This window comes from Amycolatopsis sp. NPDC104819 (assembly GCF_055583145.1).
Genome location: NZ_JBVJON010000016.1, coordinates 121,067 through 133,728, shown reverse-complemented (window position 1 = coordinate 133,728; position 12,662 = coordinate 121,067). Strand labels below are relative to the sequence as shown.

At 72.0% G+C, this 12,662-nt stretch carries 17 protein-coding genes; 8 read left to right on the top strand and 9 right to left on the bottom strand.

What is annotated here, in order from left to right; all coding sequences use genetic code 11:
* Position 1 precedes the first annotated feature (1 nt).
* The 3 genes from ACZ63E_RS38790 to ACZ63E_RS38780 are packed head-to-tail and all read left to right on the top strand — an operon-like array spanning position 2 to position 2,192.
* On the top strand, positions 2-754 hold the full coding sequence (locus tag ACZ63E_RS38790; RefSeq protein ID WP_465341309.1) for a LamB/YcsF family protein: 753 nt from the start codon (positions 2-4) through the stop codon (positions 752-754).
* Positions 751-1,362 carry a 5-oxoprolinase subunit B family protein gene (locus tag ACZ63E_RS38785; protein WP_465341308.1) on the top strand — a complete coding sequence of 204 codons (612 nt, stop codon included), beginning with the start codon at positions 751-753 and terminating at the stop codon, positions 1,360-1,362. Before ACZ63E_RS38790 ends, ACZ63E_RS38785 begins: the two co-directional genes overlap by 4 nt.
* A complete protein-coding gene (locus ACZ63E_RS38780) occupies positions 1,359-2,192 on the top strand; it encodes a 5-oxoprolinase subunit C family protein (protein WP_465341307.1) in 834 nt (277 codons plus the stop codon). The genes ACZ63E_RS38785 and ACZ63E_RS38780 overlap by 4 nt, the downstream gene beginning before the upstream one ends.
* 10 nt (positions 2,193-2,202) lie before the next feature.
* On the opposite strand, the gene ACZ63E_RS38775 is transcribed toward ACZ63E_RS38780, so the two are convergent.
* On the bottom strand, positions 2,203-2,376 hold the full coding sequence (locus tag ACZ63E_RS38775) for a hypothetical protein (protein WP_465341305.1): 174 nt from the start codon (positions 2,374-2,376) through the stop codon (positions 2,203-2,205).
* Positions 2,369-2,593: a hypothetical protein gene (locus ACZ63E_RS38770; RefSeq protein ID WP_465341304.1), complete on the bottom strand. Its 225-nt coding sequence runs from the start codon at positions 2,591-2,593 to the stop codon at positions 2,369-2,371. Before ACZ63E_RS38770 ends, ACZ63E_RS38775 begins: the two co-directional genes overlap by 8 nt.
* Before the next feature lie 61 nt (positions 2,594-2,654).
* On the opposite strand from ACZ63E_RS38770, the gene ACZ63E_RS38765 reads away from it, so the two are divergent.
* A complete protein-coding gene (locus ACZ63E_RS38765) occupies positions 2,655-3,233 on the top strand; it encodes an ArsR/SmtB family transcription factor (RefSeq protein ID WP_465341303.1) in 579 nt (192 codons plus the stop codon).
* Here the strand turns inward: ACZ63E_RS38765 and ACZ63E_RS38760 are convergent.
* From ACZ63E_RS38760 to ACZ63E_RS38735, 6 genes are all read right to left on the bottom strand, one after another.
* Positions 3,230-3,856 (bottom strand): alpha-ketoglutarate-dependent dioxygenase AlkB family protein, encoded by a 627-nt coding sequence (locus tag ACZ63E_RS38760; protein ID WP_465341302.1) that lies wholly within the window; start codon positions 3,854-3,856, stop codon positions 3,230-3,232. The genes ACZ63E_RS38765 and ACZ63E_RS38760 overlap by 4 nt on opposite strands.
* Positions 3,857-4,103: 247 nt before the next feature.
* The gene (locus ACZ63E_RS38755; protein ID WP_465341301.1) at positions 4,104-5,162 is read right to left on the bottom strand and encodes an alcohol dehydrogenase catalytic domain-containing protein; all 1,059 of its coding nucleotides are present in this window, start codon (positions 5,160-5,162) and stop codon (positions 4,104-4,106) included.
* 47 nt (positions 5,163-5,209) lie between these two features.
* Positions 5,210-5,554 carry a transcriptional regulator gene (locus tag ACZ63E_RS38750; RefSeq protein ID WP_465302070.1) on the bottom strand — a complete coding sequence of 115 codons (345 nt, stop codon included), beginning with the start codon at positions 5,552-5,554 and terminating at the stop codon, positions 5,210-5,212.
* 73 nt (positions 5,555-5,627) lie between these two features.
* A complete protein-coding gene (locus ACZ63E_RS38745; RefSeq protein ID WP_465341300.1) occupies positions 5,628-6,446 on the bottom strand; it encodes an LLM class flavin-dependent oxidoreductase in 819 nt (272 codons plus the stop codon).
* Between the two features lie 69 nt (positions 6,447-6,515).
* Positions 6,516-7,199 carry a metal-dependent transcriptional regulator gene (locus ACZ63E_RS38740; protein ID WP_465302066.1) on the bottom strand — a complete coding sequence of 228 codons (684 nt, stop codon included), beginning with the start codon at positions 7,197-7,199 and terminating at the stop codon, positions 6,516-6,518.
* A 40-nt stretch (positions 7,200-7,239) separates the two neighbouring features.
* Positions 7,240-7,680 (bottom strand): GNAT family N-acetyltransferase, encoded by a 441-nt coding sequence (locus ACZ63E_RS38735; protein WP_465341299.1) that lies wholly within the window; start codon positions 7,678-7,680, stop codon positions 7,240-7,242.
* 55 nt (positions 7,681-7,735) lie between these two features.
* On the opposite strand from ACZ63E_RS38735, the gene ACZ63E_RS38730 reads away from it, so the two are divergent.
* On the top strand, positions 7,736-8,059 hold the full coding sequence (locus tag ACZ63E_RS38730) for a hypothetical protein (protein ID WP_465302063.1): 324 nt from the start codon (positions 7,736-7,738) through the stop codon (positions 8,057-8,059).
* 34 nt (positions 8,060-8,093) lie between these two features.
* On the opposite strand, the gene ACZ63E_RS38725 is transcribed toward ACZ63E_RS38730, so the two are convergent.
* Positions 8,094-9,686, bottom strand: coding sequence for an amidohydrolase (locus tag ACZ63E_RS38725; RefSeq protein ID WP_465341298.1), 1,593 nt, complete (start codon positions 9,684-9,686; stop codon positions 8,094-8,096).
* Positions 9,687-9,733: 47 nt separating this feature from the next.
* On the opposite strand from ACZ63E_RS38725, the gene ACZ63E_RS38720 reads away from it, so the two are divergent.
* The 3 genes from ACZ63E_RS38720 to ACZ63E_RS38710 are packed head-to-tail and all read left to right on the top strand — an operon-like array spanning position 9,734 to position 12,638.
* Positions 9,734-10,471 carry an enoyl-CoA hydratase/isomerase family protein gene (locus tag ACZ63E_RS38720; RefSeq protein WP_465341297.1) on the top strand — a complete coding sequence of 246 codons (738 nt, stop codon included), beginning with the start codon at positions 9,734-9,736 and terminating at the stop codon, positions 10,469-10,471.
* Entirely contained in the window at positions 10,468-12,006 is a 1,539-nt protein-coding gene (locus tag ACZ63E_RS38715) for an ATP-dependent acyl-CoA ligase (RefSeq protein ID WP_465341296.1), read from the top strand. Before ACZ63E_RS38720 ends, ACZ63E_RS38715 begins: the two co-directional genes overlap by 4 nt.
* On the top strand, positions 11,997-12,638 hold the full coding sequence (locus ACZ63E_RS38710) for a TetR/AcrR family transcriptional regulator (protein WP_465302056.1): 642 nt from the start codon (positions 11,997-11,999) through the stop codon (positions 12,636-12,638). Before ACZ63E_RS38715 ends, ACZ63E_RS38710 begins: the two co-directional genes overlap by 10 nt.
* Positions 12,639-12,662: the final 24 nt, after the last annotated feature.

Genomic DNA, 12,662 nt, shown 5'->3' with positions numbered 1-12,662 from the left:
GATGGATCTGAACAGCGATCTCGGTGAGGGTTTCGGCGCCTGGAAGATGGGCGACGACGAAGCCATGCTCGACATCGTGACCAGCGCGAACGTCGCCTGCGGCTTCCACGCCGGCGACCCGTCGGTGATGCGGCGGGTGTGCGACCTGGCGGCCGAGCGCGGCGTCGCGATCGGGGCGCACGTCGGGTACCGCGACCTGGCCGGGTTCGGCCGGCGCGCGCTCGACATCGCGCCGGCCGACCTGGCGGACGAGGTGCTCTACCAGATCGGCGCGCTCGACGCGTTCGCCCGCGCGGCGGGCAGCCGCGTGACGTACGTGAAGCCGCACGGCGCGCTGTACAACACCGCGGCGGTGGACGTCGAGCAGGCCGCGGCGATCGTCGACGGCCTGCGCCGGTACGACCCGGCGCTCGCGCTGCTCTGCCTGCCGGACTCGGAAATGCAGCGGCAGGCGGAAAAAGCGGGTGTGGTGGCGTACGCGGAGGCGTTCGCCGACCGCGCGTACACCCCGGAAGGCCGGCTCGTGTCGCGCAAGCAGCCGGGCGCCGTCCTGCACGACGCGGCCGCCGTGGCCGAGCGCGCGGTGACGATGGCGTCGGGCGGCGGGGTGGTCACGGCCGACGGCGGCAAGCTCGACCTCCGCCCGGATTCCCTGTGTGTGCACGGGGACACGCCGGGCGCGGTGGAGCTGGCCCGGCGCATCCGCGACGGCCTCGCCGCCGCGGACGTCCCGCTCGGCGCGTTCACCGGATGACCGTCCGGCTGCTGCCGTGCGGGCGGCGCGCGGTGCTGGTGGAGCTGGAGGACGTGCTGGGGTTCCAGGCCGCCGTGACGTCGCTGGACCTGCCCGGCGTCGAAGAGCTGGTCCCGGCGGCGCGGACGTTGCTGGTGCGCTTCGACCCGAAGGTGACGGACGCGGACCGCTTGGGCGCGGTGCTGCGTGAGGTGTCCCCTGTGGACAGTGCGGTGTCCGCTTCGGCCGAGGTGGTGATCCCGGTGGTGTACGACGGCGAAGACCTGGCCGACGTCGCGGCCGAGGCTGGCCTGAGCGTCGCCGCGCTGGTCGACCGGCACAGCTCGGGTGCGTACGTCTCGGCGTTCTGCGGTTTCGCGCCGGGGTTCGCGTATCTGTCCGGTTTGGACCCGGCGTTGCACGTGTCGCGCCGGTCGTCACCCCGGACGCGCATCCCGCCGGGTTCGGTGGCGATCGCCGGCGAGTACAGCGCGGTCTACCCGAGCGCGTCCCCCGGCGGCTGGCGGCTGCTCGGCCGGACGGACGTGCCGGTGTGGGACGTCGACCGCGACCCGCCGAACCTGCTGCCGCCCGGCACGCGGGTCCGGTTCAGGGCGGTGCCGTCGTGAAAATCGAAGTCCTCCGGCCGGGCTTCGCGACCACGGTCCAGGACCTCGGCCGGCCGGGCCACGCCGCGCTCGGCGTCGGCCGCTCGGGCGCCGCGGACCGGGGGTCGTTCCAGCTGGCCAACCGGCTCGTCGGCAACCCGCCCGGCGCCGCGGCCCTGGAGGTGACGCTCGGCGGGCTGGTGCTGCGCGCGTCGAGCGTGACAACGGTGGCGGTGACGGGCGCGCCGTGCCCGCTGTCGAAGGGCGGGCTGAACGCGCCGATCACGCTGTGGCCGGGCGAAGAACTCGCGCTGGGCACGGCTTCCTCGGGTCTGCGGTGTTACGTCGCGGTCCGCGGCGGGATCGACGTCGCGCCGGTGCTGGGTTCCCGGTCGACCGACACGCTCGGCAAGCTGGGCCCGCCCCCGCTCGCCGCCGGGATGCTGCTGCCGGTGGGCACCCCCGGCGCGTTCCCGGTGGTCGACCTGGCGCCGCGGGCGGGGTTGCCCACGTCGCCGGTCCTGCGGGTGACGCCGGGACCGCGTCGCGACTGGTTCGTGTCCCCGGACGAGCTGCTGTCCACTGTGTACACGGTGTCGCCGGACTCGGACCGCGTCGGCATCCGGCTCACCGGGCCGCCGCTCTCGCGGGTCCGCACCGACGAGCTGCCGTCCGAAGCGTGTGTGCCCGGGTCGCTGCAGGTGCCGCCATCGGGCCGCCCGATCCTGTTCCACGCCGACCACCCGACCACCGGCGGCTACCCGGTGATCGCGGTGGTCGAGGAGGAGGACCTCGACCTCGCGGCGCAGCTGCGCCCGGGCCAGACCGTGCGCTTCCGCCCAGCGTCGTGAGCGGCGGGCTTCACGGCCTGCCGCTCACGACCACCAGCCAGGCGACGTTCGTGAGGACGATCGCCAGCCACAGCGGCCACAGGCGGCGGCCCGGCACCCTGCCGGGTTCGACCAGGTAGGAGTCCAGCGCTTCCGCGACCTGGTCGTCGATCTCGTCGCGCAGCTGCGGGCTCAGCTCAGACATGCGCCGGCTCCCGCCGCGGGACCGCCACCGACAGGCACACCAGCGCCAGCGGCACCTCCAGGCCCGCCATGAGCAGCGAAAACACCACGTCGTCCCCCGCCGTCACGACGTCGAACCAGGCGTCCGTCAGCAGCAGCGTCGCCGTGGCCATGGCCGCCAGGAGCGCCCGGGGGTCGAACAGTTCCGCCGCCCCGAAAAGTCTTCGCCTTGTCCCCATGCGAGCCACGGTAGCGATTGCAGAGATTCTTTGCAAACATCCTCTGTAGTACGCTCCGCCCATGGTCGAACGTCCCGAACGGCGCGTCCTCACCGGCGCGGATCTCAAGGCCTTTTACAAGGCCCTGGCCAACCCGGTGCGCCGCGACATCCTGTCCTACCTGGGCAAACACGGTGAAGCGAACTCCACGAGCGTCGCGAAGGCCCTCGGCGAAAGCACCGGGACGACCAGCTACCACCTCCGCAAGCTCGCCGACCTCGACCTCATCGCGGAGATCGAGGAGCGCTCCACCGGCCGCGAACGCTGGTGGAAGTCGCTGATGAAGGACATCTACACCCCACCGGGCCTCGAGATGACCCCGGACGAGCGCGAAGCGGCGACGAAGCTAGGCGCCCTGAAGATGAGCCACGACCTCGGCCTGGTCACGCGCGCGTACGCGGGTTACGACAACTCCAGGGGCTGGAACCAGATCTACCGCGCCGGCCTGCACCTGACGAAGGAGCAGGTCACGTCGTTCGTCGAGGAGTACCAGAACCTGCTCTGGAAGTACGTCACCGAACCGGGAAAGCACCCGGAAGGCTCTCGCGGCCTCGCGGTGCGGCTGATCGTCGTGCCCGAGGAAGAGTCCACGGAGGACTAGAGCCCGGACACCCGCAGCGTGATGTTCAGCCGCCCGGTCAGGCCCAGCGCCGGGTCGGCCGTGCCCGCCAGCGTCCGCGGCACGCCGTGGTACGCGAAGCGGGACGCGCCACCGAACACGAACAGGTCACCCGAGTGCAGTTCGACATCGGTGTACGGCTTCGCGCGCGACTCTGTGTTGCCGAAGCGGAACACGCACGTGTCGCCGAGGCTGAGGGACACCACCGGCGCCGGGCTCTGCTCGTCCTTGTCCTGGTGCTGCCCCATCTTCGTCTTCGCGGCGTAGAAGTTGACCAGCGCCGTGTCGGGCTCGTAGTCCTCGGCCGGCTCGCCGTACGCGTCCGCGAGCGCGCGGCGGCCGAGGTCGCCGAGCCACTCCGGGAACGGCAGCACCGGCTTGCCCTCGTCGGTCGTGCGCGAGTAACCGTACGGGTACCAGTGCCAGCCGAGGCAGACCGTCTTGACCGACATGACGCCGCCGTTGGGGTACGTCGTGTTGCGGTAGCCGGGCCAGCCGCGGCAGGCGGCGACGAGCTCACGCTGTTCGTCGAAACCGAGCCAGTCGGGCACGTGCACGGCGCCGGGCGCGAGTTCGGCGCGGGGGCGCGGCAGGAGGGCGTCCATCACCTCGATTGTGCCGGAGACTCCCGACGCACACTCTCGGTCACCGGCGAAGGGACAACCCGGTGACCGCGGACCGTGACACCCGCAGCGGCGTACAGCCGCAGGAGGCGTCCCAATGGACCAGCGGGACGCTCCTGCGGCCTATTCCCCTCGCGTTGGGCCACCATCGCTAGACGTTCCCACACCTGAATGTCACAAGACCAGCGTCGATCAGCTACGAACGGGTCACTTGACCGGACGCCGCGATTCAGTCACCGAAGGTCACCACGGTGACCCCCGCCTGCGCCGGGACGGGGTCGTTCATCGCGGCCAAAGCGGCCGGGACGTCGTCGAGCCCGATCCGGCGGCCGATCAGCGCGGCGAGGTTGATGCCCGCCGCGTCCACGACGCGCAGGAGCTCCGGGTACTCGTGGGCCTGCAGGCCGTGGATCCCGACCAGCTCCAGCTCACCGCCGATCACCCGATGCATCGGGATCGGCGCGACACCCTGCGCGGGCGGCATGAGCCCGGCCTGGACGTGCCGCCCGCGCTTGCGGAGGCTGCCGACCGACGCGGCACACGTCGACGGCGCGCCGAGACAGTCGAGCGAGACGTGCGTGCCGCCGCCGGTCAGCCCCCGCACGTGCTCGGCGACGGCTTCCGGGCCGTCGAAGGCGGACGAGTCGACGGCGTGGACGGCGCCGGACTCGGCGGCCAGCCGGAGCGCGGCCGGCGAGACGTCGACCGCGACGACCTTCGCGCCCGCCGCGACGGCCAGCAGCACCGCGGAGATCCCGACCCCGCCGCAGCCGTAGACCGAGACCCACTGCCCCGCGCTGACGCGGCCCTGCCGCAGCACCGCGCGGAACGCCGTCCCGAACCGGCAGCCGAGGGCGGCGGCTTCGGCCGCGCCGAGGGAGTCCGGCAGCGCCACCAGGTTCGCCTCGGCGTGCTCGATCGCGACGCGCTCGGCGAACGACCCCCAGTGCGTCGCGCCGGGCTGGAACTCGCGGTCGCAGATCTGCTGGTCGCCGCGGGCGCACTGGGCGCACGTCCCGCAGGCGCAGACGAACGGCAGGGTGACGCGCGCGCCGAGCTCCCACCCGCGCACGCCTTCGCCGAGCGCGACGATCCGGCCGGCCAGCTCGTGCCCGGCGACGTGCGGCAGCTTCACCGCGGTGTCGTGGCCCTGCCAGGTGTGCCAGTCGCTGCGGCACACCCCGGTCGCGTCGACCTCGATCACCACGCCACCCGGCGCGGCCACCGGCTCCGGCACGTCCCGCACCACGGGCGGGCGACCGAACTCCTCCATCACGACAGCTCGCATGCGCGCGAGCCTACGTGCTCGCCTGAGCGGTTTTTCGTTGGTACCGCTCAGTTGAGCGGCGGTTGCCGAACGTGGAAGCGCGTTCTGCCGCGCGGCGGCCCGAGGAGCCTGCTGAGCGAGCCGTCCGGCACGTTCAGGATGTCCTCGAGATTCCGCAACGCCTCCAACGATTCCGGCCGCTCGGGCCGGCACCGCCCGGACTGCCAGTGGCTGAGGGTGGCCAGGCTGACCGTGGTTCCCCTGCCGCGCAAGCGATAGCGGATCCGGTCGAGGCCGAGCCCACGGGCCCGGATCGCCGCCCGCAGGGCCAGGTCGAACGGCCCGGCGGCGAGCAGCTGGCTCAGCTCCGCCTGTTCCCCCCGGTCGATGGTGCGTGTTCGCTGACCGGTCATCACAACGCTCCGAAGCACTCCCGAATACGGAAAATTGGAGCGTAGGCCCAGCGTCGCAAGATCGGAAGGGCCCTCACCCACCTGCCGTGCGCGCCTCGGCCGCGATCGCCGCGAACGGTTCCGCGTAGCCCGAGTTGATCGTGACGTAGGTAATCCCCCACCGATCCCGCCAGCCGAGAAGCCTTTCCACCGCTTGACCTGGATCTTCGGGCAGCACGGTGACGGCGCCGGCCGCGGCGAGCTCGGGCACGTCGACCCCGGCCCACCGAGCGATCCCCGGCGCCGGCGCATCCCCGACGGCCATGAGGTTCAGCCCGAGCTCGATCTCCGGCAGCCGCGCCCCGGCGAGCGCCCGGAATCGATCCACAATGGACTGCGCCTGGGCCTCGGTGGTCGTCGGCGCCCAGGTGAAGGTGACGGTGTCGGCTTCTTGCGCGGCGAGCGCCAGCATTTTCGGCCCACCGCCGGCGAGAACCAGCCGCGGGCGGTCGATCGATCGCTTGAAGTACGTGATCGTCTCGGCCATCCGTGTGATGCGCTCACCCGGTGAGGCGAATTCCCGGCCGAGGTCTTCGGTGTGCTCCTTCGCCCCGGGCCGCCCGACGCCGAGCCCGAGCTCGAACCGCCCACCGGTCTGCTGGTGCAGGGTCCGCACCTGCCAGTCGAGGGCGCGGGCGTCCCGGAAGGGATCGGCGAGCACGAAGGTGCCGAGGCGCAGGTTGGTGGTGACGGCGGCCGCGGCCCCGAGCAGGACGAAGGGATCGGCGGCACCGACGGGATCGGTGGCGAGCAGGGTGTCGAAGCCGAGATCTTCGGTCCGCCGGGCTTGAGCGGCCCAGGCGGCCAGGTCGGGCGCGTAACCGGCGACGATGCCGAAGCGGAAGGGAGTCATGCGGGCCATGGTCGGCTTCGCGGGCCGGTCACCACATCCGCTTCAGGACGTCATCCGCGCGTACGCAGCTCAGCGCAGAGTGACCGACAACGCCTGCGCGATCTCCTTGCCAATGGCATGCGTAGCCGCATCCGGCGGGGAACCCACCTTCACCACCAACGGCCCGCCAAACGGCTGCCGCTCCACGACCTCGATGCGTTCGCCCAGGTTGATCGCGTGCTCCGTCAAATACCGCAGCAGCTCGGGGTCCGTGTCCCACACCCGGACGATCTCGCCCACCGCGCCCGGCTCGAGGTCGTCCAGGATGCGGACCGACAGCTCCTCGACGCTGCCGTCCGGGGCCGGGATCGGGTCGCCGTGGGGGTCGCGGACCGGGTTGCCGAGCTTCGCCGCGATGCGCTCGACCAGCCGGTCCGACACCGCGTGCTCGAGCGCGTCGGCCTCCGCGTGGACCTCGTCCCACGTGTAGCCGAGCTCGGAGACCAGGTACGTCTCGATCAGCCGGTGGCGCCGCAGGACCGAGCGCGCGAGCAGCCTGCCGTCCGCGGTCAGCTCGATCCCGCGGTACGGGACGTGCGTGACCAGCCCGAGCTGGGACAGCTTCGTGACCATCCCCGACGCCGAGGACGGGCTGACCTCCAGCCGACCGGCGAGCGAGGTGTTCGTGACCGCCTCACCCCGCTCGACCAGGCCGTAGATCACCCGGACGTAGTCCTCGACCGACGAGGACCTCCGGACCGAACCATCTCCCATGCCGCATACGATACGGGGCCGGGTTCTTTCTCGTGAAAGTTCACGGCCGCCAGCGGTAGCGGATCCAGCCGGGCACCGGTTCCGCGCCGAGCTGGGCGTAGAACGCCTCGCCCTTCTCGTTGCCCGCCTGCATGTCCCACTCGACGCGGCCCGTGGTGCGGTTGCGCAGCTCGTTGAGCAGCTCGCCGCCGAGGCCGTGGCGCCGGTGGGCGGGCCGGACGAACACGTCGTCGAGCCAGATCCCCGGCCGGGCCTCCCAGGTGGAGAAGTTCCAGCTGCAGAAGGCGAAGCCGGCGACCGTGCCGGGCTCACCCGGCGGGGTCGCGATCAGCACCCACGCCTTGGGGTCGGGCCCGAACAGGTGACCGCTCATCTCGGCGCGGTCCAGCTTCAGGTCGTGGTTGTCCTCGTAGACGGCGTGCTCTTCGATGAGCGCGCAAATCTCTTCGATGTCTTCGAAGACGGCGTCGCGGACGGGCATCTCGCCTCCCGTTTCTGTCGGTGGTGGTCGTTACTGTCGGATCCGGAGGTGGTCGATGTCACCAGAGGAGCGGTTCGAGGACCTGGTCGAGGAGTACACCGGGCGCCCGGGCATCACGCCACCGGGCGCGACCGGCGGCTTCGGGCGTTCGGCGCTGCGCTCGCACGGGCGGATCTTCGCCATGTTCGTCCGCGGGCAGCTGGTGCTCAAGCTGCCGAAGGCGCGCGTGGACGAACTGGTCGAAGCCGGCCACGGCGTGCGCTTCGACGCGAACAAGGGCACCCCGATGAAGGAGTGGCTGGCGCTGGCGAACGACTCGCCCGAGCCGTGGCGAGAGCTGGCGGACGAGGCGCTCGAGTTCGCCGGCGGCGCGCGATGAGCGAGCACGCCGGCTACCGGAGGGCGGTGATGCGTCACGACGGCGCCTGATAACGCAGTTCGCCACCCACGGCCGTGCCCAGCACACGCAGGTCGTCCAAAGCGGACTCCTCCAGCGGCGACCCGGAAAGCACCGCGAAGTCGGCGAGCTTCCCCGGCTCGAGCGTGCCCAGCTCTCCCTCCGCGAAGGTCGCGTACGCCGAGCCGTACGTGTACGCGCGCAACGCCTCCTCCGGCGTTAGCGCCTCTTCGGGCGAGAAGGGCGCGCCAGACGCCGTACGCCGGCGCACCATGTCGGCCAGCGCGAGCAGCGGAGCGCCGTTCACTACCGGGCGGTCCGAAGACGCGGGAAGCACACAACCCGCGTCCAGCACGCTTCGCAGCCGGTAGCACCACGGCACGCGTGCCTCGCCGAGTGCTGCGCGCATGCCGTCGCCGAGCTCGTTGACGAACCGTCCCTGCGGCGAAGCGAGCAACCCCAGCGAAGCGAGCCGAGACAGCTCCGCAGGCTGAAGCACGGCGCAGTGCTCGATGCGGTGCCGATGGTCCGTACGCGGCGAAGCGGCCAACGCGGCTTCGTACGCGTCGAGCACGACGGTGATCGCGCGGTCGCCGATCGCGTGCGTCGCGATCTGCCAGCCCGCGTCGTGCGCGCGCCGGATCGTGGTCGCCAGGGAGTCCTCGGGCACCTGGAAGTAGCCGCGGTTGTCCGGCTCGCCGTCGAACGGCTCGTGCATCGCGCACGTCCGCCCGACCAGCGAGCCGTCCGCGAAGAGCTTCATGGGCCCGACGCGCAGCCAGGAGTCGCCGAGGCCGGTGCGCAGGCCGAGGTCGAGGCCGAACCCGGCGCCGTCGGGCAGGTCGTGCAGCACGCTCGCGGCGACCATCACCGTGCTCCGCACACGCAGCACGCCGGCCTCGCGCGCCTCCTGGTAGGCGGCCAGCTCCGCGGGGGTCTCCCCGACCAGCCCGCCGCCGATCCCGGCCTCCTGGACGCTGGTGATGCCTTCCGCGAGGTACTGCTCGGAGGCCCGGTCGAGCCCGCGCACCACCCGCGAAACCGGCGTCGGGTAGATCAGCGGCCGCAGCAGCAGCTGGGCCTGCTCGCGCAGCAGCCCCGTCGGCGAGCCGCCGGCGTCGAGCACCACGTCCCCGCCGACCGGCACGTGGGCCAGGTCCAGCTGGTCGAGGACGGCCGAGTTGACCACGGTCATGTGCCCGGACGTGTGCTTGAGCCGCACCAGCATCCCGGGCGCCGCGCGGTCCAGGCCGTGCCGGTCCGGGTGGCCGCCGACGAGCTTGTTCTGGTCGTACCCGCTCCCGACGACCCAGCTCCCGGCGGGCAGCGACGCGGCCCGCGCGGCGACGGCGTCGTAAACCTCCTCGACGCTGCGGCAGCTCCCCAGCGGGACGTCGTCCAGCGCCATCCCGAACCACGCCATGTGGTTGTGCGCGTCGTGGAACCCCGGCACGACGAACCCGCCCGCGAGGTCGACCCGCGTGCGCGCGGACAGCGCCCGGGCGTCGTCCCCCAGCGCAACGACCCGGCCGTGCAGCACGGCGACCGCACTGGTCACGCCCGTGCCCGTCCACACCGTGGCGTTCTCGTAAACCGCGTCGACCCGCATGAGTCGAAGGCTATCGATCGATCGATCGAACGTCTAGCATCGGCGTCATGCCCACCGTGGAGTTCGCCGTCGAGGACGGCATCGCGCAGATCCGGCTGAACCGGCCCGAGCGGCTCAACGCGGTCGCCGCCGTCCTGGTCGACGACTTCCTCACCGCACTCGACGCGGCCGCCCGCAGCGACGCCCGCGTCGTGGTGCTGTCCGGCAACGGCCGGGCCTTCTGCGCCGGTCACGACCTCAAGGAGCCCACCCCCGAGGGTGACTCGCGGGCCCGGCTGGACCGGCTCCAAGACGTCACACGGCGACTGCGCGCCCTGCGTCAGCCGGTGATCGCCGCAGTGCACGGCTACGCGATCGGCGCCGGCGCGGAGTTCGCGCTGGGCTGTGACCTCATCCTCGCCGCCGAAGACGCTGTGTTCGCCTTCCCGGAGGTCTCCCTCGGCCTGAGTGTCACCGGCGCCGCGTCGCGGCTGCTGCCGCTGCTCGTCGGCCCGCTCAAGGCGAAGGAGCTCCTCCTGCTCGGTGAGCGGTTCGACGGCCGGAAGGCCGCGGAGCTCGGCATGGTCAACGCGGCCGTGCCCGCCGACCAGCTCCAGGCCGAGGCGCGGAGCTGGGCGAAGCGGATCGCCGAGCACCCGCCGGCCGCCGCGGCGATGGCGAAGCGCGTGCTCGACACCCCGATCGACGTCGAACCCGCGCTGGAGCTGGAAGTCAGCCACGCCCTCATCACCGAGCACTCGGCCGCGGTCGCCGCGTCCACGGAGGCCTTCCGGAGCCGGACGTGACGCCGCTCGCCGACATCGGGACGCTGCACCAGCTCGTCACGCGCGCGGCCGAGCTCTGGCCGGAGCGCACGGCGTGGGTGTTCGACGAGAACGACCAGCGCTTCACCTTCTCCGACGTCGACCGGCTCAGTTCACACATCGCCGCGGGCCTGGGCCGGCGCGGCATCGGCCCCGGCGACCGGGTCGCCGTGATGCTGCGCAACCAGCCGGAGTTCCCGCTGACCTGGCTGGCGCTGGCCAAGCTCGGCGCGATCCTGGTGCCGGTCAACACGAACTACCAGGAGTTCGACGGCGCCCACGTCCTCCGCCACTCCGGCGCGAAGCTGGCCGTCGCCGCACCCGAGTTCACCGATCTGCTCACCCGGATCGGCCTCACCGACGTCGTCACCCCCGCGGAGCTTTCACGTGAAAGCTCCGACCAGGGGGCCGAGCTTTCACGTGAAAGCTCCGTTCCCGAGACGCCGGTGAACATCCAGTACACCTCCGGCACGACCGGCGCGCCGAAGGGCTGCGTGCTTCCGAACCGGTACTGGACCACGCTGGCTGTGGGCCTGGCCACGGACTTCCCGGCGATCGGCGAGTCCGACGTCATCCTCACCGCGCAGCCGTTCCACTACATCGATCCACAGTGGAACGTGGCGCTCGGGCTCGCGGGCGGCGCCACCCTCGTCGTGCTGGACCGCTTCCACCCCAGCACGTTCTGGGCGAAGGTGCGCGAACACGGCGTCACGTGGTTCTACTGCCTGGGCCTGATGCCGACGCTGCTGCTGCGCCAGGAGCCGTCGGCGGCCGACCGCGAACACCGGGTCCGCGCGATCTGCGCGTCCGCGATCCCGCACGACCTGCACGCCGAGCTCGAACGGCGGTGGGGCGTGCCGTGGTACGAGGCGTTCGGGATGACCGAGACCGGCGGGGACATCCGGATGGGCGTCGCCGACCACGACGAGACCGTCGGCACCGGCTGCCTCGGCCGCCCCAGCCGCGACCGCGAGGTGATGATCGCCGGCGACGACGGGAAACCGTTGCCCCGCGGGGAAACCGGCCAGCTGCTGATCCGCGGGATCGGGCTGATGCACGGGTACCACGACGATCCCGAGGCGACGGCGAAGGCGTTCGAGAACGGCTGGTTCCACACCGGCGACCTCGCCCGCGAGGACGACGCAGGCCGCGTGTACTACGTGGGCCGCACCAAGGACATGATCCGGCGCAGCGGCGAGAACATCTCCGCCGACGAGGTCGAACGGGCGCTGCTGCTGCACCCGGCGGTGCGGCTCGCCGCCGTCGTCGCGGTGCCCGACGAGCTGCGCGGCGAGGAGGTCAAGGCGTACGTCGTGTGTGACGGCGAGCGCCCGGACCCGGCCGAGCTGGCCGCGTTCTGCGCGGAAAAGCTGGCCTACTTCAAGGTTCCGCGGTTCTGGGCGTTCGCCGGCGAGCTGCCGATGACGCCGTCCGAGCGGGTCGCCAAGGGTGAGCTGCGGAAGGTGGCCGACCCACGCGCCGGCTCGTGGGACACGAAGGCGGAGACATGGCTGTGAGCAGCCGGGAACGGGTCCGCGCGGCGGCCGTGAAACTGTTCGCCACCAAGGGCTTCCACGGCACCGGCATCCGGGATCTGGCGCAGGAGGCGGAACTTTCGTCGGCGAGCCTGTACCACTACATGGGCACCAAGGAAGATCTGCTCGCGGAGATCATGCACACCGCGCTGAACCGCCTGCTCGACGCCGCCCGCGAGGCGACCGCCGGGAGCGCGGACCCGGTGCACCGGCTGCGCACGCTCGTCGCGCTGCACGTGCTCGCGCACGCCGTCGGGCCGGCGGAAACCCGCGTGGTGGACAACGAAGTCGACGTGCTTTCCCCCGCCGCGCGCGAACCCGTCGTGGCGCTGCGCGACGCGTACGAACGGCTGTGGGCCACGGCGATCGACGAAGGGGTCGCGGCCGGGGTGTTCCACACCGAACACCCGGCGGTGACGCGGCTGGCGCTGCTGGAGATGTGCAGTGGTGTCGCGCGGTGGTATTCGCCCCGCGGCCCGCTGGCGCTGGACCAGCTCGCCGAGCACTACGCGGAGCTGGCGTCGAGGGCTCTGGCCTGCACGTCGCCGCCCGGAGTCACCGACTTGCGACGCTGCCGGGAAATCGTCGCGAAAGAGTGGGGCATGTCCGTTTAGCGGCGCTTTTACCTGTGTACGCCT